General features: G+C 51.5%; 19 protein-coding genes. 16 read left to right on the top strand and 3 right to left on the bottom strand.

The features are described 5' to 3' along the window. Nucleotides 1–86: 86 nt before the first annotated feature. Genes FH755_RS09270 through FH755_RS09255 form a run of 4 tightly spaced genes read left to right on the top strand, consistent with a single transcriptional unit; the run spans nucleotide 87 to nucleotide 2,754 of the window. A complete protein-coding gene (locus FH755_RS09270) occupies nucleotides 87–281 on the top strand; it encodes a hypothetical protein (protein ID WP_292440828.1) in 195 nt (64 codons plus the stop codon). Between the two features lie 3 nt (nucleotides 282–284). Further along, nucleotides 285–797 (top strand): ATP-dependent zinc protease, encoded by a 513-nt coding sequence (locus FH755_RS09265; protein WP_292440827.1) that lies wholly within the window; start codon nucleotides 285–287, stop codon nucleotides 795–797. Continuing rightward, a complete protein-coding gene (gene rimK, locus FH755_RS09260) occupies nucleotides 794–1,699 on the top strand; it encodes a 30S ribosomal protein S6--L-glutamate ligase (protein ID WP_292440826.1) in 906 nt (301 codons plus the stop codon). The genes FH755_RS09265 and rimK overlap by 4 nt, the downstream gene beginning before the upstream one ends. 2 nt (nucleotides 1,700–1,701) lie before the next feature. Beyond that, complete coding sequence (locus FH755_RS09255; RefSeq protein WP_292440825.1) at nucleotides 1,702–2,754, top strand: succinylglutamate desuccinylase/aspartoacylase family protein; 1,053 nt, start codon at nucleotides 1,702–1,704, stop codon at nucleotides 2,752–2,754. Between the two features lie 106 nt (nucleotides 2,755–2,860). Here the strand turns inward: FH755_RS09255 and FH755_RS09250 are convergent, their stop codons facing one another. From FH755_RS09250 to FH755_RS09240, 3 genes are all read right to left on the bottom strand, one after another. Continuing rightward, nucleotides 2,861–4,318, bottom strand: coding sequence for an ATP-binding protein (locus FH755_RS09250; protein ID WP_292440824.1), 1,458 nt, complete (start codon nucleotides 4,316–4,318; stop codon nucleotides 2,861–2,863). Continuing rightward, complete coding sequence (locus tag FH755_RS09245) at nucleotides 4,305–5,204, bottom strand: hypothetical protein (RefSeq protein ID WP_292440823.1); 900 nt, start codon at nucleotides 5,202–5,204, stop codon at nucleotides 4,305–4,307. The genes FH755_RS09250 and FH755_RS09245 overlap by 14 nt, the downstream gene beginning before the upstream one ends. A gap of 306 nt (nucleotides 5,205–5,510) precedes the next feature. After that, the gene (locus tag FH755_RS09240) at nucleotides 5,511–6,158 is read right to left on the bottom strand and encodes a response regulator transcription factor (RefSeq protein WP_292440822.1); all 648 of its coding nucleotides are present in this window, start codon (nucleotides 6,156–6,158) and stop codon (nucleotides 5,511–5,513) included. Nucleotides 6,159–6,497: 339 nt separating this feature from the next. Here FH755_RS09240 and speA point away from each other — a divergent pair, with 339 nt between their 5' ends. The 12 genes from speA to pepN all read left to right on the top strand — a co-directional run bounded on the left by speA (nucleotide 6,498) and on the right by pepN (nucleotide 20,265). Next, nucleotides 6,498–8,444, top strand: a complete 1,947-nt coding sequence (gene speA, locus FH755_RS09235; RefSeq protein WP_292440821.1) for a biosynthetic arginine decarboxylase — start codon at nucleotides 6,498–6,500, stop codon at nucleotides 8,442–8,444. Nucleotides 8,445–8,494: 50 nt separating this feature from the next. Next, the gene (locus FH755_RS09230; RefSeq protein WP_292440820.1) at nucleotides 8,495–9,691 is read left to right on the top strand and encodes a saccharopine dehydrogenase family protein; all 1,197 of its coding nucleotides are present in this window, start codon (nucleotides 8,495–8,497) and stop codon (nucleotides 9,689–9,691) included. A gap of 171 nt (nucleotides 9,692–9,862) precedes the next feature. After that, the gene (gene nspC, locus FH755_RS09225; RefSeq protein WP_292440818.1) at nucleotides 9,863–11,029 is read left to right on the top strand and encodes a carboxynorspermidine decarboxylase; all 1,167 of its coding nucleotides are present in this window, start codon (nucleotides 9,863–9,865) and stop codon (nucleotides 11,027–11,029) included. 1 nt (nucleotide 11,030) lies between these two features. Continuing rightward, a complete protein-coding gene (speB, locus tag FH755_RS09220; protein WP_292440816.1) occupies nucleotides 11,031–11,903 on the top strand; it encodes an agmatinase in 873 nt (290 codons plus the stop codon). Nucleotides 11,904–12,175: 272 nt separating this feature from the next. Continuing rightward, nucleotides 12,176–12,583, top strand: coding sequence for a ketosteroid isomerase-related protein (locus FH755_RS09215; RefSeq protein ID WP_292440814.1), 408 nt, complete (start codon nucleotides 12,176–12,178; stop codon nucleotides 12,581–12,583). A gap of 73 nt (nucleotides 12,584–12,656) precedes the next feature. Further along, nucleotides 12,657–13,244, top strand: coding sequence for a GNAT family N-acetyltransferase (locus FH755_RS09210; protein ID WP_292440812.1), 588 nt, complete (start codon nucleotides 12,657–12,659; stop codon nucleotides 13,242–13,244). Next, nucleotides 13,244–14,119: a carbon-nitrogen hydrolase family protein gene (locus tag FH755_RS09205; protein ID WP_292440810.1), complete on the top strand. Its 876-nt coding sequence runs from the start codon at nucleotides 13,244–13,246 to the stop codon at nucleotides 14,117–14,119. Before FH755_RS09210 ends, FH755_RS09205 begins: the two co-directional genes overlap by 1 nt. Before the next feature lie 150 nt (nucleotides 14,120–14,269). Next, on the top strand, nucleotides 14,270–15,352 hold the full coding sequence (gene apbC / locus FH755_RS09200) for an iron-sulfur cluster carrier protein ApbC (RefSeq protein WP_292440808.1): 1,083 nt from the start codon (nucleotides 14,270–14,272) through the stop codon (nucleotides 15,350–15,352). 288 nt (nucleotides 15,353–15,640) lie between these two features. After that, entirely contained in the window at nucleotides 15,641–16,204 is a 564-nt protein-coding gene (dcd, locus tag FH755_RS09195; RefSeq protein WP_292440894.1) for a dCTP deaminase, read from the top strand. Nucleotides 16,205–16,213: 9 nt separating this feature from the next. After that, complete coding sequence (locus FH755_RS09190) at nucleotides 16,214–17,266, top strand: WD40 repeat domain-containing protein (RefSeq protein WP_292440806.1); 1,053 nt, start codon at nucleotides 16,214–16,216, stop codon at nucleotides 17,264–17,266. Continuing rightward, a complete protein-coding gene (locus FH755_RS09185; protein ID WP_292440803.1) occupies nucleotides 17,259–17,591 on the top strand; it encodes a YqfO family protein in 333 nt (110 codons plus the stop codon). Before FH755_RS09190 ends, FH755_RS09185 begins: the two co-directional genes overlap by 8 nt. A gap of 16 nt (nucleotides 17,592–17,607) precedes the next feature. Beyond that, nucleotides 17,608–20,265 carry an aminopeptidase N gene (pepN, locus tag FH755_RS09180; RefSeq protein WP_292440801.1) on the top strand — a complete coding sequence of 886 codons (2,658 nt, stop codon included), beginning with the start codon at nucleotides 17,608–17,610 and terminating at the stop codon, nucleotides 20,263–20,265. Nucleotide 20,266 lies beyond the last annotated feature (1 nt).

Genomic DNA, 20,266 nt, shown 5'->3' with positions numbered 1-20,266 from the left:
GCCTGCTTCAGACCGCATTTTATTCACGCTGGCCGATGCCAGTGCTATCCTCGACATCAGAGACCTGTTTCCGGGAGGACAGACTGATGCTCAGGGTCATTTTTACACACCTCTATGTGATCGTGATGGCGATCATTGTCATCACCACCAGCCAGATTCTGGCTGACCGGTATGGCGATGATATCGTCAATGGCCTCAAAAACCTGGTCACCAGTGCCGACAGTGGCATGAACGAGATGCAGGAAAACGTCAAAGACTGGAATAAAAATATGTTGGACTGAGTCGTGAATAACAACAAGCAAGCACAAACACAACAAGCAGTGACCGTAGGTTGGCGCGAATGGCTTTCGCTGCCGCAACTGGGTATCGAACGCATCAAGGCGAAAGTGGACACGGGTGCCCGGACTTCAGCCATTCATGCCTTTGAAGTTACCCCATACGAAAAAGACGGTAAAACCCGGGTAAGGTTCGGTTTGCACCCCAAGCAGGGAGAAACTGAGACCGTTGTCTGGTGCGATGCCGAGGTCATTGATGAGCGTAATGTGACTGACTCGGGTGGCCATACGGAAAAGCGTTATGTCATCCTGACCGAGGTCAGTCTGGGTAATAAAACATGGCCTATAGAAGTCACGCTGACAAACCGCGATAATATGCTGTTTCGCATGCTGCTCGGTCGCACAGCGATGACAGCCGGCAATATTGTGGTTAACCCTGCCTTGTCATTTCTGGCCGGGCAGAGCAACGCTGAAGCGAATGTAGAACCACGCAAAGAAATCCTTGACGGAGAAAGTGAATGAAGATTGCCATCCTGTCGCGTAACTCGAAACTGTACTCAACCCGCCGACTGGTTGAAGCAGCAGAGGGACGCGGTCACGAAGTCCATGTGCTGGATGTTTTGCGCTGTTATATGAATATCACTTCCCTCAAACCGGAAGTGCACTACAAAGGCGACATTCTGACCGGTTACGATGCGGTGATTCCGAGGATTGGTGCTTCGGTGACATTCTACGGCACCGCCGTGCTCAGACAATTCGAGATGATGAGCGTTTATCCGTTGAATGAATCAGTTGCTATCAGCCGTTCTCGTGACAAGCTACGTGCCCTGCAGTTGCTGTCACGAAAAGGCATTGGTTTGCCGGTGACCGGTTTCGCTCATCGCCCTGACGATGTGGATGATCTGATCAAGATGGTCGGCGGTGCGCCGCTGGTCATCAAATTGCTGGAAGGCACGCAGGGTATTGGTGTGGTGCTGGCCGAGACGGAAAAAGCGGCAGAAAGCGTTATTGAGGCTTTCCTCGGCATGAATGCCAACATTCTGGTACAGGAATTTATCAAGGAAGCCGGTGGTTCTGATATCCGATGTTTTGTGGTTGGCGATAAAGTTGTGGCCGCAATGAAACGTCAGGGCAAGGAAGGGGAGTTCCGCTCTAACCTGCATCGCGGCGGCAGTGCCAACCTGATCCGTATTTCTCCGGCAGAGCGGGCGACCGCCGTTAGAGCCGCGAAAACAATGGGACTGAATGTCTGCGGCGTCGATTTACTGCGTTCAAACCACGGTCCGGTGGTGATGGAGGTCAACTCCTCGCCGGGACTGGAGGGAATTGAGAAAGCGACCGGGAAAGACATCGCGAATCAGATCATCGAGTTCATCGAAAAAAATGCCAAAGAGGGCAAAACCCAGACTCGCGGAAGAGGTTAGCCGTGGCAGAACCTTTGATTATTGCCGGTGAGGAAATCAAGCCGGGCCAGAATCGCACTATCGAAGTCCCCTTACCCGATCTCTATATGCACACGGCGCTGAGCATGCCGGTACAGGTAATCAGTGGTCGCCGTACAGGTCCGGTTATGTTTGTGTCCGCTGCGGTGCACGGTGATGAAATCAACGGTGTTGAGATTATCCGCCGACTGGTTAAAAGCAAGAGCCTGAAAGGTCTCCGTGGCACCCTGATTGCGATCCCGGTGGTGAATGTTTACGGCTTTTTGAACCAGTCTCGCTATTTGCCAGACCGGCGTGATCTCAACCGTTGTTTCCCCGGCTCGGATGAAGGCTCATTAGCTGCCCGTCTGGCGCATTCCTTTATGACTGAAGTGGTGCAGCACTGTACCCATGGTGTTGACTTGCATACCGCGGCCATTCACCGGGACAACCTGCCACAGATGCGGGCTGATCTGTCCAATCCGGATGTGGAAGCCATGGCCAGAGCCTTTGACGCGCCGGTGATTGTTAACTCGGGCCTGATAGAGGGGTCTTTGCGCTATGCGGCACTGGAAGCAAATGTGCCGGTAATCGTCTATGAGGCGGGCGAAGCGCTGCGTTTTAATGAGCTCGCCATTCGTGCCGGTGTGAAAGGCGTGATCGAAGTCATGCGTAAAATCGGTATGCTGGCGCCTTCCAGGCAAAAAGCCAAAAAAAGGGACCCGTTTGTAGCCCGATCCAGTGTCTGGGTTCGGGCACCACAAAGCGGTATTTTCCGGATGCTGGTGCCGATGGGAGCCAGTGTTACCAAGGGCGATTTGCTGGGCATGGTGGCTGCGCCCTATGGCAAGGATAATTCGGAGACGGAAGTCTTTGCCAGCAGCTCGGGCGTCATTATAGGCAGAACCAATATTCCCCTGGTGAACGAGGGCGAAGCCCTGTTTCACATTGCCCGTTTCAGCAAGCCTGACGAAGTGGCTGAGGGGGTTGAAGCCTTTCACTCGGGACTGAATCCGGCGACTGACAGCAGTATGCCAGAGGAAATGCCGATTATCTGATCTCTGTTTGGGCGCAAAAAAACCTCGCCGGTACCGGCGAGGTTGTTAAAAGGATGCATACAAGCCTGCATCATACCTCAGAGAGATGATGCAACTCAGATACCTATCAGGATACTTTGCTCACTTGGAATCTGTCACCACCCATTCTCGCGGTTGAGGAAAAGCTTTCCGGTAAAACCAAAGTCACCCGGCAACCACCGCTGGTGTTTTTTTCCAGTTCCAGGCGACCACCTATTTTGCCGGCTCGGGACTTCATGCTGTTAATGCCGTAGCCCCGGTCTATGGCTTCTGATTGTGGATTAAAGGTGCCGTCATCTTCTATGCTGATAATAAAATCCTGTCCCTCGCGGTAGGCGTTGAAGTCTATCTGGCTGGCGCCGGCATGTTTCAGAATGTTGGTAAAGGCTTCCTGCAAGATACGTAACAGGTGCAGCCCGGTTTGAGGTTTAATGCCAAGTTCATCGGGCTGCGCATCGATCTGCCAGTTAAGTTCAATATCCAGCTGCTCCAGCTTTTTGCTGGTGCGGTATTTGAAGTCGGCCAGCAAGGATCCCATCACACTGTTCTGCAGACTCAGCGAATGGATGATTAACCGCAAATCATTCAGGCACTCTGTTAATACTGCATGGATATTCCGATTGACCTCGGAGTCTTTCTCAAGCTCGAGTATGGCCAGTGAAGCAACCAGCTGACCACCAATGCCATCATGCATATCACGCATGATACGTTCGCGTTCTTCCAGAATTGCTTTACTGCGCTCCAAGTCGATGGTTTCCTGGCGTTGCTGGGCCAGCGCTTTATTTTTCTCGGACAGGGCTTCAACGGTGTAGCTCAAAGAGGCCGTGGCAGCATTCACTTTGTCCTGTAACTCGGCATCATTACGTTCCAGCGAATCGATCATGCTATTGAACGTGCGCTGGAAATTCAGCAGTTCGCCGCTGCCATTTTCTTTGACACGGGCAGCAAAATTTTTCTGTTCCAGTTTCTTGGCAGTGGTCATCAGAGCATTGATGGCATTACTCAGGCGACGGCTGAACAGATATACCAGCAAAATACCCAGCGCGAGAGCCAACAGGGAAATTCCCAGCACTTTGGTGTAAGCATCAAAGCGCTGTGTTTCAGCACTGTTATTGGTAAAGCCGATTTCGATACTGCCCAGCGGGACTTTGCTTATATTGCTGCCGCCGGCATCAGAAAAATCATCCAGATTGGGACCGTGTGAGTACACCGGAAATTGAAACTCTCTGACTTTTCCCTTGGCCTCATTGCCGGATTTTTCCAGTAATAACTGGCCGGTCGAGTCGATAAAACGGATGAAAGACAGCTCATGGGTTCTTATCATCAAATCAGCGACTTTATTCAGTGCATCGACATCACCGGTGTACAGCGGAAATTCAGACATTACAGAGGCCTGGCTGGCAATACTCTGACTCCGCTTGACCACTGCCGATTCAATATTCTCCAGTACATCAAACAGGATGAACAGGGACACTACTGAAATCGTCAGTAGCAGGGGGAGAATGGTGATAAGGAGTAACTGGGTCTTGAGTTTAGTCGGAAACATCAGTTGCAGCACCTTGCCTCATGCTATCTGGTATCTCAATTTCCAAGGCCCGGGCGATGTTGTCATTGATGGAAATACTGTAGGGAGGGTAAAAATGTCGCTCCTGCATCACCCAACCCTGATAATCATGCCAGTAGGTGATAAGGTTCGCCGTTTCCCTGACGGTATCAAACAGGCTGGCATAGACGGATATCAAGGCGCCCGCCTTGAGGAAGCTTTTTGAGTAACCCACTACAGGCACCTTGTATTTATAGCTTTGATACAACATCCATTTGGCGTGTTCACCCGACCAGACCCGTGAGTCACGAACCGCAATCAAGGCCCCCGCATTCTGCAGGACACTGTCAATAACCTTGGCCGGCTCCTCATCACGGCCCACGACCACGATGTCCAGCTGTATGCCGATGGGCGTGGATAGCCGGGCAATTTCGTCGCGTATCAGTTGATTGTCCTCCGCGACAGCGATCACCAGTCTGTTGTTAATGCCGCGCTCAACAATCTGGGTGGCAGTATCAAGCAGAAGTTGCAGCGGTTGATCCAGCAACACGGCGACCCAGTTATCTGAGAAATCAGCCTCAATGACTTTTTTATCTATAAAACTGTACAGGTGGCTGTTCTGCGGATACTGACGTTTACTAAGATGAACAGCTGCCTCGCCGATACTGACAATCAAATCAGAGGGGGCGACGCTCTTTGAATCCGTGCTGTCGAGTGTGTGGATCTGAGCTGTCGTGCGCAGTGTTTTGTTGCCAATGTGATTCTTGATGTCTTCGGCCAGCTGGTGGTAAGCCACATTGTCTTCAGACAACAGGATGTGCACGCTGTCCGCTTGCGCTGTCCCCAGCATAAAAAACAGCAGACTGATGACTGTCAGTAAACGTCTCATCGAGCGTAACGGGCCGGAACAGGGAAAACCTGGCGAGCTTTTAATCGGGGCAGGTGAACAACAGTCTGCTCGCTATGAATAATGTTTGTCATCTTTTGCCCTCCTAGCCGAACTCATATCTCTGAGCGCTGGTGCTGCTTCGATTATCAGCATGGTTATTTATGTCTGAAACACCGGCCCGGAAGTTCAGCCAGCCTGCCCAGTTCCATATCCTGCTGTTCAATATATTACACCTTGTTATCAATGGTCAGGATAACGTCTTTTATTTCATGAACATAAGTCAGTCATCGCGACAATCTTTTAATACTAAATAATGCCCAGTAAGGTGGCTTCACTGACAGCCTGCATTTTATTTTTTACCGAGAGCTTTTTATACACATTGGAGACATACTCCCTGACAGTGTAATAAGAAAGATCCAGGGTTTTGGCTATCTCTTTAGAGGTGTAACCCTTGCTGACAAGCAATAGTACTTCTTTCTCCCTGGGGCTCAGAATGCTGTCAGCGGGTTTTTCTTTTTCTGTTGCTGTCTCTGCCATCGACAATTCATTGAGCAAATAACGCGCAATGCTCGGACTGATGGGGGCACCGCCCTCAACCATTTGAGAAATGGCCTCGTTGATGTCCATAAAATTGTCGTCTTTCAGCAGATAACCCGAAGCGCCGGCTTTCAGTGCTTCGATCACGTGATAGCCATCACCGAATACGGTAATGACGATAGCAAGCTCGGTTCTCACCACAGGCAGGTTGATCAGCTTGATAAGATCGACACCATTGCCGTCCGGCAGATCAAGATCGGTCAGCAGAATATCCGGTGGTGTCTGGCGAATGAAGCTCAAAGCTTCATTATAGGTGCTGACCGAACCGATAAGTTCAAACTGCCCGCCCCCTGTTATCGCCTCTTCAAGACGATGACGTGTAGCTTCAGAATCTTCGACAATCAGTATGGTTTTCATTGTTCTGGAAATATCACTCTGATTAAGGGCAGAATACCCACCTGTAAGAAGTCTCCATCACGTTTGTTTAATACGCTGACAGATCAGGTCACATACACGCTAGAGTATCAGTTGGTCAGCATAACATTATCCCCTAGATTGAGGGGGGGGGGCGTCTCTGAAGCACCCTGCCGGGCTGGGCTGATGGGTCGATTGCCCGGCTGACAGGAACCGTCTCTAGGTATGCGCGGTCATGCTACTGTAAAGTGACATTTGTAATTTTGTAATTATTCTTTGCATTTTCCTGCCAAAGTAGTGAAAATCGCGCACTTTAATCATCACCATTAGGGAACGCCGCCGATGCAAAACCACCTCTCCTCAATGCTGGACAAAGACCTGGACTTGAGTGCTGAGTGGAGTGCCGAACATAGTGCCCGTTTATACGGTGTGCGTGATTGGGGCAGCGACTATTTTGATGTCTCTGAAGACGGAAATGCCGTTGTCTCTGTGCCGTTCGGCGAGAAAACGACACAGGTGCCGATCATTGATATCGTCAACGGGATGCGCGAGCGTGGTCTTGATATGCCGGCCGTGCTGCGCATCGAAAACCTGCTGGACCAGCGCATTACCCAGATCAATGAAGCCTTCGGAAAAGCCATCAGCGATGCGGGATACCAGAATCACTATCGTGGTGTTTTCCCGATCAAAGTAAACCAGCAATGCCACGTTATAGAAGAGATTGCTGATTACGGTAGCCGTTATCATCATGGACTGGAAGCCGGCAGCAAAGCTGAATTGATTATCGCGCTGTCGCAACTGCGTGATCATGACAGCCTGATTATCTGTAACGGCTATAAAGATGAAGAGTTCATTGAACTGGGTCTTTATGCCCGTCAGATGGGGATCAAGTGCTTCTTCGTGCTGGAAACCGCGATGGAGCTCGATATCATCCTCGAGCGCAGTCGGGCGCTGGGTATCGACCCGTTAATCGGTGTACGAATTCGCCTGGCTTCGATGGTCGAAGGTCACTGGAATGAAGACAGTGGTGACCGTTCAATTTTCGGCCTGTCCACCAATGCCCTGCTGGGTGTAGTAGAAAAGCTTAAGCAGGCCGATATGCTGCACTGCCTGCAGTTGCTGCACAGTCATCTTGGATCACAGATCCCCAATATCCGTAATATCCGCAGCGGTGTGATGGAAGCCTGTCGTTTTTATGCCGGCTTGATCGAAGAGGGCGCACCGATGGGCTATATCGACCTCGGTGGCGGGCTGGCTGTTGATTATGAGGGCGCCCGTAGCAACAGCACACACAGCATGAACTACGGTCTCGATGAATATTGCTACAACATTGTCGAAACCTTGCAGGAATGCCTGGACCCACTCGATATTAAGCATCCGATCATTATTTCCGAATCAGGCCGTGCCCTGGTGGCCTATTCATCGATGCTGCTGTTTAATATTCTGGAAGTGCGCGAACACAAACCGGGTCCCATCCCGGCCGAGCCGCCCGAAGACAGTCATGATCTGATTGTGAATCTGTACGGCGTGATGGACTACGTCAAGGTCGAGCATCTGCAGGAATGCTATAACGACGCCCTGTATTACCGTGATGAAGTCCGTGAACTGTTCCATCACGGCCAGGCCACGCTGCGAGATCGGGCCTTAGCAGAAAATGTCATGCTGGCGATACTGGAGAAAATCTCTAATCTGCTGCCGCAAGCCAGACGTGTGTCGCAGGAACTGGAATCCTTGCCGGAGCTGATGTCAGATATTTACTACGGTAACTTCAGCCTGTTCCAGTCACTGCCGGATATCTGGGCCATCGACCAGCTATTCCCGATTATGCCGATTCACCGGCTTAATGAAGCGCCCGTGCGTGATGGGGTGTTGGCCGATATGACCTGTGACTGTGACGGCAAGATTGACAATTTCATCTCACCGGATGGCGTACGTAAAACTTTACCGCTGCATCCATTAAAAGAAGGCGAGGAATACTACGTCAGTGTATTTCTGGTCGGTGCTTACCAGGAAACTCTGGGGGATCTGCACAATCTGTTCGGCGACACCAATGTGGTCAGCGTCCACATCAATGAAGATGGGAGCTTCGACTTCCGTCGTGAGTTCCATGGCGATAGCATTGCCGATGTCTTGAGCTACGTTGAATATGATCCGAAACTGATCCATGAACAGTTCCGTCGTATTGCAGAACAGGCGGTTCGTGACGGCCGGATTTCAGTGCCGATGCGCCAGCAGATGTTGCGTGCCTTCCGTGACAGTATGAACGGTTATACATTCTTCGAACGTTAAGATTCTCGGGTTTTCCCGAATAGTTGAACAGATAAGGAAAGGTTCTTGTTATGTCTAAAGTCGTGATTATCGGCGCCGGCGGCGTCGGCGGTGTGGTGACACACAAATGTGCGCAACTGCCGGAAGTGTTTTCGGAAATCGTGCTGGCCAGCCGAACCGAAGAAAAATGCAAAGCGATTGCAGCGCAACTGGACCGGCCGATCAGAACCGCCAAAATCGACGCTGACAATGTGGCTGAACTGACGGCTTTTCTGGAGCAGGAACAGCCGGATCTGGTGATCAATGTCGCGCTGCCCTATCAGGACCTGAGCATTATGGATGCCTGTCTGGCTGCCGGTATCGATTATCTTGACACCGCCAACTACGAGCCATTGGACACCGCCAAGTTTGAATACAAGTGGCAGTGGGCCTATCACGACAAATTCAAACAGGCCGGCCTGACCGCGTTGCTTGGTAGTGGCTTTGATCCAGGTGCGACCAATGTGTTCACGACCTGGATAGCCAAACATTACTTCGATGAAATTCATGAACTGGACATCATCGACGTCAACGGCGGTGATCATGGCTATCCGTTTGCCACCAACTTCAACCCGGAAATCAATATCCGTGAAGTCACGGCCGAATGCCGTCACTGGGAAGGCGGCGAGTTCGTGACCACGCCGGCGATGTCGAAAAAGGCAAGCTTCACCTGCCCGGATGAAGTTGGTACCTACAATATCTATCGCATGTATCACGAAGAGCTGGAATCGCTGGTCAAGCATTTCCCGACCCTGAAACGGGCCCAGTTCTGGATGAGCTTCGGTGATAACTATCTCAAGCATCTGGAAGTGCTGGGCAATGTCGGCATGACCGGCATCGAGCCTGTGGAATTCCAGGGCCAGCAAATCGTGCCGATTCAGTTCCTCAAAGCCTTGCTGCCGGATCCGTCAACGCTGGGGCCGCGTACCAAGGGCAAAACCTGTATCGGTTGCGTGGTCAAAGGCATCAAAGACGGCAAGGAAAAAATCGTCTACGTCTACAACATCAAGGATCACCAGGACTGCTACAAAGAAGTCCAGTCACAGGCGATTTCCTATACCACCGGTGTACCGGCCATGATTGGTGCCAAAATGATTCTGGAAGGCAAGTGGAAACAGCCGGGTGTCTGGAATATGGAACAGTTCGATCCGGATCCGTTCATGGAAGATATGAACAAATACGGCCTGCCCTGGCAGGTGGTTGAACTGGATAATTTCAATCTGGATTAATACAACCAAAGAGACACAGAGAACACAGAGCAGAATAAGTCATTGCGAGGCCGCAAGCCGAAGCAATCCAGTCCTGATGTGGTAAACGGACCTTATCCTTCGAGTGCCATGACTGCTATCTGTTTTTTCTCTGTGACCTCTGTGTCTCTGTGGTTTAAATTAGGTTAATCAATGCAATTCACCGATTTTTCCAAGCTGGATCTGTCACGCCTGCCATCGCCATGTTTTGTGGTCGATGAAGTCGCGGTTGAGCGCAACCTGCGGATTCTGAGCGAAGTCGCCGAGGCCAGCGGGGCCAAAGTATTGGGAGCGCTTAAGGCCTTTTCCATGTGGTCGCTGGGCGATTTGACCGGCAAATATCTGAGCGGTACCTGCGCCAGTGGCTTGCATGAAGCGCGGCTCGGTTATGAAGAATACGGTGGTGAAGTGCATGCCTTTGCTGCGGCTTTCAGCCAGGCTGATATTGATGAACTGCTGACTTTTGCGCATCACATTGTGTTCAATTCCTGCGGTCAGTGGCTGCGGTTTCGTGAGCAATGTCTGGCGGCGAGGGAAAAACGGCCTGAGCTTCATTTCGGGCTGCGAATCAACCCGGAACATTCGGAAGGCACGGTGCCGATTTACGACCCATGCTCACCGGGCTCGCGTCTGGGCATTCCACTGTCGCAGCTGGATGAGGCGGCGCTGGAGGGTATCACTGGCCTGCATTTCCATACGCTCTGCGAACAGGGCTTTGACCCCCTGGCCAGAACCGTCGCCGCAGTTGAAGACAAATTCGGGCATTTGCTGCCCAAAATGCAGTGGATTAACTTTGGCGGTGGTCATCACATTACGGCTGATGGGTACGATATCAATGGGCTGGTCGATCTGGTCCAGGCATTTAAACAACGTCACGATGTCGAGGTCTATATGGAACCGGGCGAGGCGATGGCGATCGGCACCGGGATATTGAGCTGTGAAGTACTGGATATTACCTGGAATCAACTCAACCAGGCGATTCTGGATACTTCGGCCACCTGTCATATGCCTGACACGCTGGAAATGCCTTATCGTCCGGATATCACCGGCGCCGGTGAAGCTGATGAATTTGAACATACTTATCGCCTTGGCGGTCTTACCTGTCTCGCCGGTGATGTGATTGGTGACTATAGCTTTCCTGAGCCTCTGAAAATCGGGCAACGACTGGTGTTTGAAGATATGAGCCACTACACCATGGTCAAAACCACTACTTTCAATGGCACCAAATTACCGGCCATCGCGATCTGGAACTCGGAAACGGATGCGCTGCGAGTGGTCAAACAATTTGGCTATCAAGACTTTAAACACAGGTTGTCCTGAAATGAAACAACTCGAATATCCCATTTTCCTCGGTTCGGAAATCGATCAGCCGGCACCGGACAAGGCGATGTTTCACGTGTTGCCGGTGCCGTTTGAAAAAACGGTATCTTACGGTGGCGGTACCGGTCTGGGGCCGTCTTCAATTCTGGATGCGTCATGGCAACTGGAACAGTGGGATGGTTACAGCAAACCCTGTGATGCCGGTATTTATACCTGTGAGCCCGTTGACTGCAGTGTCGATGCCGGGCAGGTTATCGACAATATCGCTGGTGCCACCGCTAACATTGTTCGCCAGGGGGCATTGCCGGTGGTTCTGGGCGGCGAACATACTGTTACTTATGGTGTGATTAAAGGCCTGGTGGACGCCGGATTAACTGATTTCGGTGTCGTTCAGATCGATGCGCATGCCGACTTGCGCCAGGCCTACGAAGGCGATTTACTGAGTCATGCCTCGGTGATGAAGCGCGTTGTCGATATGGGTATTCCACTTTACCAGCTCGGCATCCGCGCTTTCTGCGAAGAGGAAATGGGCTTTCGCGAAGAGTTTGGGGTGCATTTTAAAGACGCGGATGAGCTGGTTCAGAACAATATTCAGCACATCACGCTACCGGATGACTTTCCGCAGAAAGTCTTTTTCACGGTCGATATCGATGGCCTGGATCCGTCCGTGTTTCCATCCACCGGTACGCCGGTCCCGGGTGGCCTTGGCTGGTATCAGACACTGAACCTGTTCGAGTCGGTTGCCAAACAACGTGAAATCATCGGTTTTGATGTGATGGAATTTGCGCCAATCGAGGGGTTCCATGCCTATGATTTTGCCGCTTCGATGCTGACTTACAAACTGATGGGCATCGTGCAGCGCAATCAACGCTAGCTTTCTCATAAAGCAACCACAGAGGCACGGAGACCGCAGAGGAATAATTAAGCGAGTCATTGCGAGGTCCAAAGCCGGAGCAATCCAGTCCCGGATCGGGGGGATGTTCCAGATGCCCCGGCTTCTGCCCCCTGGTATGCACCTGCAGTCTGATTATCTCCGTGCCCTCTGTATCTCTGTGGTTAAGCAAATGGCCTTAAACAAAATTTATGCTTTTCATTGAAGCATTTACGAGCTAAAATCCGCCGTTTTTTCTCTTTGGGATTTTGACCATGAACCAAGCCACTGTAAAACTGCTGCAAGACTACTACGATGCTTTCAACCGTCAGGATATGGATGCCTTTCTGGCGATGCTGACTGATGACGTGATCCATGATGTCAACCAAAGTGGCCGTGAAGTGGGTAAGGAAGCCTTTTCCAAGTTCATGGATCGCATGAACGCGCATTACAAAGAGCAAATCGTTGATATCTCTATCACCACCAACGATGAGGGCGATCGTGCTGCGGTTGAGTTCACTGTGCTGGGTGAATACCTGTCAACCGACGAAGGTCTGCCGGAAGCAGCTGGTCAGACTTACCGTCTGCCTGCCGGTGCTTTCTTTGTGATTCGTGACGGTAAAGTTGCCCGCATCACCAACTACTACAACCTGGAAGATTGGATCGCGCAGGTCGCAGGTTAAATCTGCTGCAGTGCCTTTTTCGTCAGTGAAGACGGGAAAGGCACTACCGCTTGAAATGAAGATTGGAAAATTTATGCTGAAACTGGAACGACTCTCCGGCGATAAGCTGAACCAATATATTCCGGCGCTGGCAAGGCTCCGCATTCAGGTATTTCGTGACTGGCCCTATCTTTATGATGGCGATCTGGCCTATGAAGAAAAATACCTGAAAACCTATATCGAAGCCCCCGACAGCGTGATTGTGCTGGCTTTTGATGGTGACAAGGTGGTGGGTGCGTCGACCGGTATTCCGCTTAAGCACGAAACCGATGAGGTGAAGGCCCCGTTTATTGACGCCGGCTATGATGTCGACAGGATTTTCTACTGCGGTGAATCGGTGCTCTTGCCTGAGTATCGTGGTCAGGGTGCCGGTGTCGCTTTTTTTGAACATCGTGAGGAACACGCCCAGCAAGTCGGCGGCTTTGACTACAGTTGCTTCTGTGGCGTACAGCGTCCTGACAATCACCCACGTCGTCCGGCAGATTATGTGCCGCTGGATAATTTCTGGCGTAAGCGGGGTTATGAGAAATATAACGATCTCAATACGACCTTCAGCTGGAAAGAGCTGGATGAGGACACAGAATCGCCCAAGCCGATGACTTTCTGGATGAAGAAAATTTAATGAGTAAGCTAAAAGCAGCGGTCGCACAGTACGATATTGGCTATTTCAACCAATGGAGCGAGTTTGAAACCAAACTCACTCACTGGGTTAAGCAGGCCGCATCACACGATGCCAAGCTGCTGGTATTCCCTGAATATGGCAGTATGGAACTGGCATCTCTATTTGGTGAGGAGATCTACAAAGATCTGGGCAAGCAGTTGCATGCGATGCAGGACGTCTATCAGGATTACGAAGCTTTATATACGGAATTGGCGCGTCAGTTTGATGTGATGGTGCTGGCCAGTACCTTCCCGGTGCTGCAGGAAGATGGCAGCTTCCGTAACCGCGCGAATCTTTACGGTGTTGAAGGACTGATTGGCTATCAGGACAAACTGATTATGACCCGCTTTGAAAATGAGCAGTGGCTGATTCATGCAGGCACTGACATTAAAGTGATCGACACCGATGTGGGTCGCATCGGCATTAATATCTGCTATGACACCGAGTTTCCGTTGATTGCCCATCAGCAGGTTGAGGCGGGCGCCGATGTGATTCTGGCCCCCAGCTGCACCGATACCCAGGCAGGCTTTTACCGGGTCCGCATCGGTTGTCAGGCACGGGCGCTGGAGAATCAGTGTTATGTGCTGCAATCGCCGACTTTTGGCAATGCCGAGTGGTCAGAGGCTGTGGATTTTAATACCGGTCGTGCCAGCGTCTACACACCGGTCGATTATGGCTTCCCGGATAACGGTATTCTGGCAGAAGGCAGTGCTGAAACGGCACAGTGGGTTTATGCCGATCTGGATCTGACAGAAATCGCCCGCGTGCGTCAGGCCGGCCAGGTCTTTAATTATCGCGACTGGCCCTTGCAAAACAAACTTCGGGGCCCCAACTAGTTATTAAGAGCCGAAACGCCATCATTGATGGCGTTTTTTTTGCCCGCTGCAAAACCACAATAGCTGTATGGATGAAGCAGTCGTTGCCAACCGTTAAAATAGCGTTAACACGTATTTACAGTGCACGCACTGAACAGACAGGAGTGAGGAATGTTAGACAAAAGCCAAGTTCAGGAAATCATCAATGATTTCGTGGACCCCGCCACCGAGATCAAACTCGGCGAAACCAAACCTGCTATCAAACTGGAACAGGATGGCGACAAACAGCAAATCACTGTCACGCTTGGCTACCCGGTAAAAGGTTACGCCACCGAGTTGCAACAACAGCTCGCGGACAAACTGAACCAGGCTGGGGCCGATAATGCCCAGGTGACTGTCATCAGCAAAATCATCAAACATAAAGTCCAGCAGGGTGTTCCGGCGCTGGAAAATGTCAAAAACATTATTGCTGTCGCCTCCGGCAAGGGTGGCGTCGGCAAATCCACCACAGCCGTTAATCTGGCTCTGGCCCTGGCAGCAGAGGGCGCCAGTGTTGGGGTGCTGGATGCCGACATCTACGGTCCCAGCCAACCCAGGATGCTGGGTACGACCAAACGTCCTGAGTCCAATGATGGTAAAACCATTGAGCCGATCGAAAGTTATGGCGTGCAAAGCATGTCGATTGGCTTTCTGATAGATGAAGAAGAACCGATGATCTGGCGTGGCCCGATGGTGACCCAGGCGCTGCAACAAATGCTGGGTGATACCAACTGGAAACAGCTTGATTACCTGGTGATTGACCTGCCGCCGGGTACCGGCGATATCCAGCTGACGCTGTCACAGAAAGTCCCGGTCAGCGGTGCTGTTATTATCACCACGCCACAGGATATTTCACTGCTCGATGCCCGTAAGGCCTACAAGATGTTTGAAAAGGTCAAAGTACCGGTACTGGGCGTGATCGAGAATATGAGCACTCATATCTGCAGCCAGTGTGGGCATGAAGAGCATATCTTCGGCAGCGGTGGTGGTCAGAGCATGGCGGATCAGTACGGCATTAATCTGCTCGGCAGTCTGCCGTTGAATATCCGCATCCGTGAAGATGCCGATGGCGGCCAACCGAGCGTGGTGACAGACCCGGAAGGTGATATTGCCATGGCCTATCGCAATATTGCCCGTCGCCTGGCCGCTCGCCTTGCAATGCAGGGTAAGGATTATGCCAGTGCCTTCCCCAATATTGTAATTAAAAACGATTAGCAAAAGATCCGCAGATTTCGCAGATGAACACAGATTAGATTCGCTATTGCATCCCGGTAAATACCCGTTCGCGGGGTAGGCGTCGCAAGCCTAATGCAACATGCGAGATGGCTTGTTTCTCCGCCAGGGAGAGAAGGATTATATGTACGAACCTTCGGGTTCTTCGCGGCTTTCTGATCAGGTTCAATCTGCGATAATCTGTGCCATCTGCGGATTAAAATAAATGACTTCTGTTAAGTTGCTCATAAACGTTATCATTAACTTTTTTTACCAAGGCTAAGCGGCTCAATTATGATCAAATCGGACAAATGGATTCGCCGGATGGCGGAGCAGGGCATGATCTCGCCCTTTGAACCCGGGCAAATTCGTTATCATAACGATAACCGTATCATTTCCTATGGCACCTCCAGTTACGGTTACGATGTTCGTTGCTCCAATGAGTTCAAGATTTTCACCAACATCAACTCGGCCATTGTCGATCCGAAAAATTTCGATGAGAGCAGCTTTGTTGATGTCTCGTCCGATGTCTGCATTATCCCGCCCAACTCTTTCGCGCTGGCTCGCACGGTGGAAACCTTCAGGATTCCGCGCAATGTCCTGACGGTATGTCTGGGTAAATCGACCTATGCCCGCTGTGGCATCATTGTGAATGTCACGCCGCTGGAGCCTGAGTGGGAAGGCCAGGTCACGCTGGAGTTCTCCAATACCACGCCGTTGCCGGCGAAAATCTACGCCAATGAAGGCGTGGCACAGATGCTGTTTTTTGAGTCAGATGAGGTCTGTGAAACCTCCTATGCTGATCGTGGTGGTAAATACCAGGGTCAGTCCGGTGTGACCCTGCCGCGATCCTGAAAACGGGGCATGGAATACGGTAAATCAATTTCAAGATTTTTCAGGCTGTCCCTCGCCAGCACTCTGCTGATAGCCTGCAGCAGCGAAAAACCGCCACTGCAATCCTGGCAGCATAGCCAGTACGGCAACTATGCTGCCGCCTTCTCACCTGATAAACGCTTCGCGCTGGTGGGAGATATCGATTTACCGGCCAAACTCTGGGATATCGAGGCCGGTAAAATCCGTTACAGCTGGCAAAATCAGCCGGGTGAGGCGGCCACCGCCACCGATGTCGCTTTTTCGCCCGATGGCACTGTGGCCGCCACCTGCGAGTCCAATACCGTCGTACTCTGGCGTATGACTGACGGCAAACCCATCAGTCGTTTGCAGTTTCCGGTCACAGTGAAGGATATGGCCCTGTCAGCCAATGGCAGCCATATCCTGATGGCATTACAGGACCGTACAGCAGTCTATTTCGATGTCGGCGCTAATCAGGTACGGCAAATCTTTGAGCATGATGGTGCACCGGTAAATTCACCGATTAATCAACTGATTAACACCGTCGCCTTATCTGCTAATGGTAAGCTGGCCCTAACCGGCGGTGATGATCAGACTGCCCGCTTGTGGGATTTGCAGAGTGGTGAGCAAATCCGTCAATGGAAACACGGTAATACGGTGACGCTGGTCAGTTTCAGTCCGCAGGATGATTATGTGGTCACCAGTGCCGGCAATGATCAGACCCGCGTGTGGGCGTTGCCCAATGGTGAAGAAATCGCCGTACTCAATACCTCACCGGTTCCGGTCGATGGTCCGTGGGGAGATTTTCCGGTTTTCAAGACCACCACCACGGCGATTGGTTTTTCCAGTGACAATCGTTTTATTGTGACCGGTCATCCCAATCAGGAAATCTGTATCTGGCGCGCCAGAGACGGGGAAAACATCAGCTGCTGGCTGGCACCTCGCCGTGATTCGCTCAAGCCCGGGGTGCTATTGCAGGCGCTGACATTCAGCCCGGATGGACAATCAATCTATAGTGAGACCGGTAACGGTCTGGCACAGAAGTGGAGTTTTCAACATGACTGAGCCATTACTCAAATTGGTTTTTTTCGTACCTGAATCACACAAGGAAACGGTCAAACAGGCTATTTTTGCCGCAGGCGCCGGACGCTATGAAGGCTACGACTGCTGCAGCTGGGAAAGCCAGGGCAGGGGCCAGTTCCGTCCCCTGGAAGGTAGTGACCCCTTTATCGGCAGCCAGGGTGAAATTGAACGTGTTGATGAATTCCGGGTAGAAACGGTTTGCCCCGAGTCCCGCATTAAAAGCATTCTGCAGGCCCTGATCACGGCGCACCCATACGAAACCCCGGCCTATGAGGTCTGGTCTGTAAAAACATTAGACGATTTCTGAATCAAGAGCGTAAACCATGGATACTTCTACTACCGAAGCCTCGCCGAAGGTTACCTTACTGGCTGATTATCAAAAGCCGGCTTATCTGGTCGACCAGGTCCTGCTGCAATTTGATCTTGACAGTGCCAGGACCCGGGTAGTCAGCACCCTGACAATGCGTCGAAATCCAGAAGGGGCCGGCGGTGATTGTGTTCTTGATGGTGAACAGCTGGATCTGATTTCAGTCAAAATGAATGGCACGACATTGTCTGCCAGCCAGTTCCAGCGCTCAGACAGCCAGCTACTGATTCCCAATACGCCGGATAAGTTCGAACTGGAAATCACGACGGATATCCACCCGGATCAGAATACGGCACTGGAAGGCCTTTACCACTCCGGTCGCATCTTATGCACGCAGTGTGAGGCTGAAGGTTTCCGCCGTATTACCTACTACCCGGACCGGCCTGATGTGATGTCCGTATTCACCGTGACGATTGTCGCTAATCGCGAAAAATGGCCGGTTTTACTCGCCAACGGCAATCTGGAAGATCAGGGCAGATTTGACGACGGCCGTCACTGGGTACGCTGGCATGATCCACACCCCAAGCCCAGCTATCTGTTCGCGCTGGTGGCCGGGGATCTCTATGTTCAGCAGGATAAGTTCACCACCATGAGCGGTCGCGAAGTCGCGCTCAGGATTTATGTTGATCCGGAAAACAAGCATAAATGTGAGCATGCGCTGAATTCGCTGAAACAGGCGATGCAATGGGATGAGAAAGCTTACGGCAGGGAATACGATCTGGACGTATTTATGATCGTCGCCGTGAACGACTTCAATATGGGGGCGATGGAAAACAAAGGCTTGAATATTTTCAATGCTGCCTGTGTCCTGGCCAGTCCGGAAACCGCCACCGATCAGGATTTTTATACGATACAGAGCATTGTCGGCCACGAGTATTTCCATAACTGGTCCGGCAACCGTGTGACCTGTCGCGACTGGTTCCAGTTGAGCCTCAAAGAAGGCTTTACCGTGATGCGGGATCAGAGTTTCAGTGCCGATTTGAACTCTGCGGCAGTAGCCCGTATTGATGATGTCGATAAGCTTCGCAGCATGCAGTTTGCTGAAGATGCCGGTCCCATGGCACACCCAGTGAGACCGGATTCCTATATCGAAATCAGTAACTTCTATACGGTGACGATTTACGAGAAAGGAGCGGAAGTTGTCCGCATGATCAAAACCCTCGCCGGTGACGCTGGTTTCCGTAAAGGCACCGATCTATATTTTGACCGCCATGACGGTCAGGCAGTGACTACCGACGATTTTGTCAAAGCGATTGAAGACGCCAACGGTCTCGACCTGTCACAGTTCAGACGCTGGTACAGCCAGGCAGGAACGCCGGAACTGACGGTTGAAACCGACTACGATGCGGTTGAACAGCGACTGACAATGACCGTCAGTCAGCACTGTCCCGCGACACCCGGGCAGGATAAAAAACAGCCATTTCATATTCCTTTCGCCGTCGGGCTTCTGGATAAGGATGGTGACAGCCTGCCATTGCAACTTGCCGGCGAGGCCAGGCCTTATCCCGGTGAAACTCGCGTTTTGTCGGTGACCGAATCCAGCCAGACTTTTGAGTTTATCAACGTAAACAGCGAGCCGCTGGCTTCTGTATTGCGTGGCTTTTCTGCACCGGTCAAACTCAATCACAAACTCAGCAATCATCAGCTTGCGTTTCTGATGGCAAATGACAAGGACAGTTTTAATCGCTGGGATGCCGGGCAGAAACTGATAATTAACATCCTGCTGTCGCTGGTGGCCGATATTCAGCAGCAAAAACCGCTGACCCTGTCACCGCTGCTCGTCAATCAGTTTGATCAGGTGTTGACGGATAAAAAGCTGGATCCGGCGCTTATCGCCAAAATGCTGACTTTGCCAACTGAAAATTACCTGGCTGCCCAGATGGATACACCGGATGTTGATGCAATTCATCAGGCCCGTGAATTTGTTAAGCACCAGATAGCAGCGGCTTTGAAGGAACGGTTTGATCAAACCTATCAACGGTTGAGTTCAAGCAGGCCTTATGAATTCACTGCGACCGAAATGGCGCGTCGCAGTCTGAAAAACCTCTGCCTGTCCTACCTCGTTGCCAGTGGCGACCCGTTCCAGGTTCAGCGATGTCTGCGGCAGATGAAGCTGGCCGACAACATGACTGAACTGCTCGCCGGCCTCAGACTGATGGCCGATCAAATCGGACCGGAGCGTGAGCATGCTTTACGTGCTTTCTATGAGCAGTGGAAACACGACAAACAAGTGGTCGACAAATGGCTGGCAGTGCAGGCCGCTTCCAAGCTGCCTGACACGCTTATTCGCGTCAAAGGTCTGATGCAGCATGAAGCTTTCAATATCAAGAATCCGAATAATGTTCGGGCCCTGATAGGTATGTTCTGCCGCAACAATCCGGTCAACTTCCATGCGAAAGACGGCTCCGGTTATCAGTTTCTTGCTGAGCAGATCCTGATTCTGGACAAACTGAATCCGCAAGTGGCGGCACGCATGCTGGGGGCGCTGAACTCATGGCGCCGTTATGATGCCGGACGCCAGGCCCTGATGAAGCAGGCGCTGGAAAAAATTGCGGCAGAAAAATCCTTGTCTGCGGATGTCTACGAGATTGTGACCAAGTATCTGGCTGCCTGAT

It is taken from the genome of Methylophaga sp., assembly GCF_009711715.1.
GTDB lineage: Bacteria > Pseudomonadota > Gammaproteobacteria > Nitrosococcales > Methylophagaceae > Methylophaga.
Note: the sequence above shows the minus strand (reverse complement) of the source record. Positions and strands in the feature narration are given on the sequence as shown.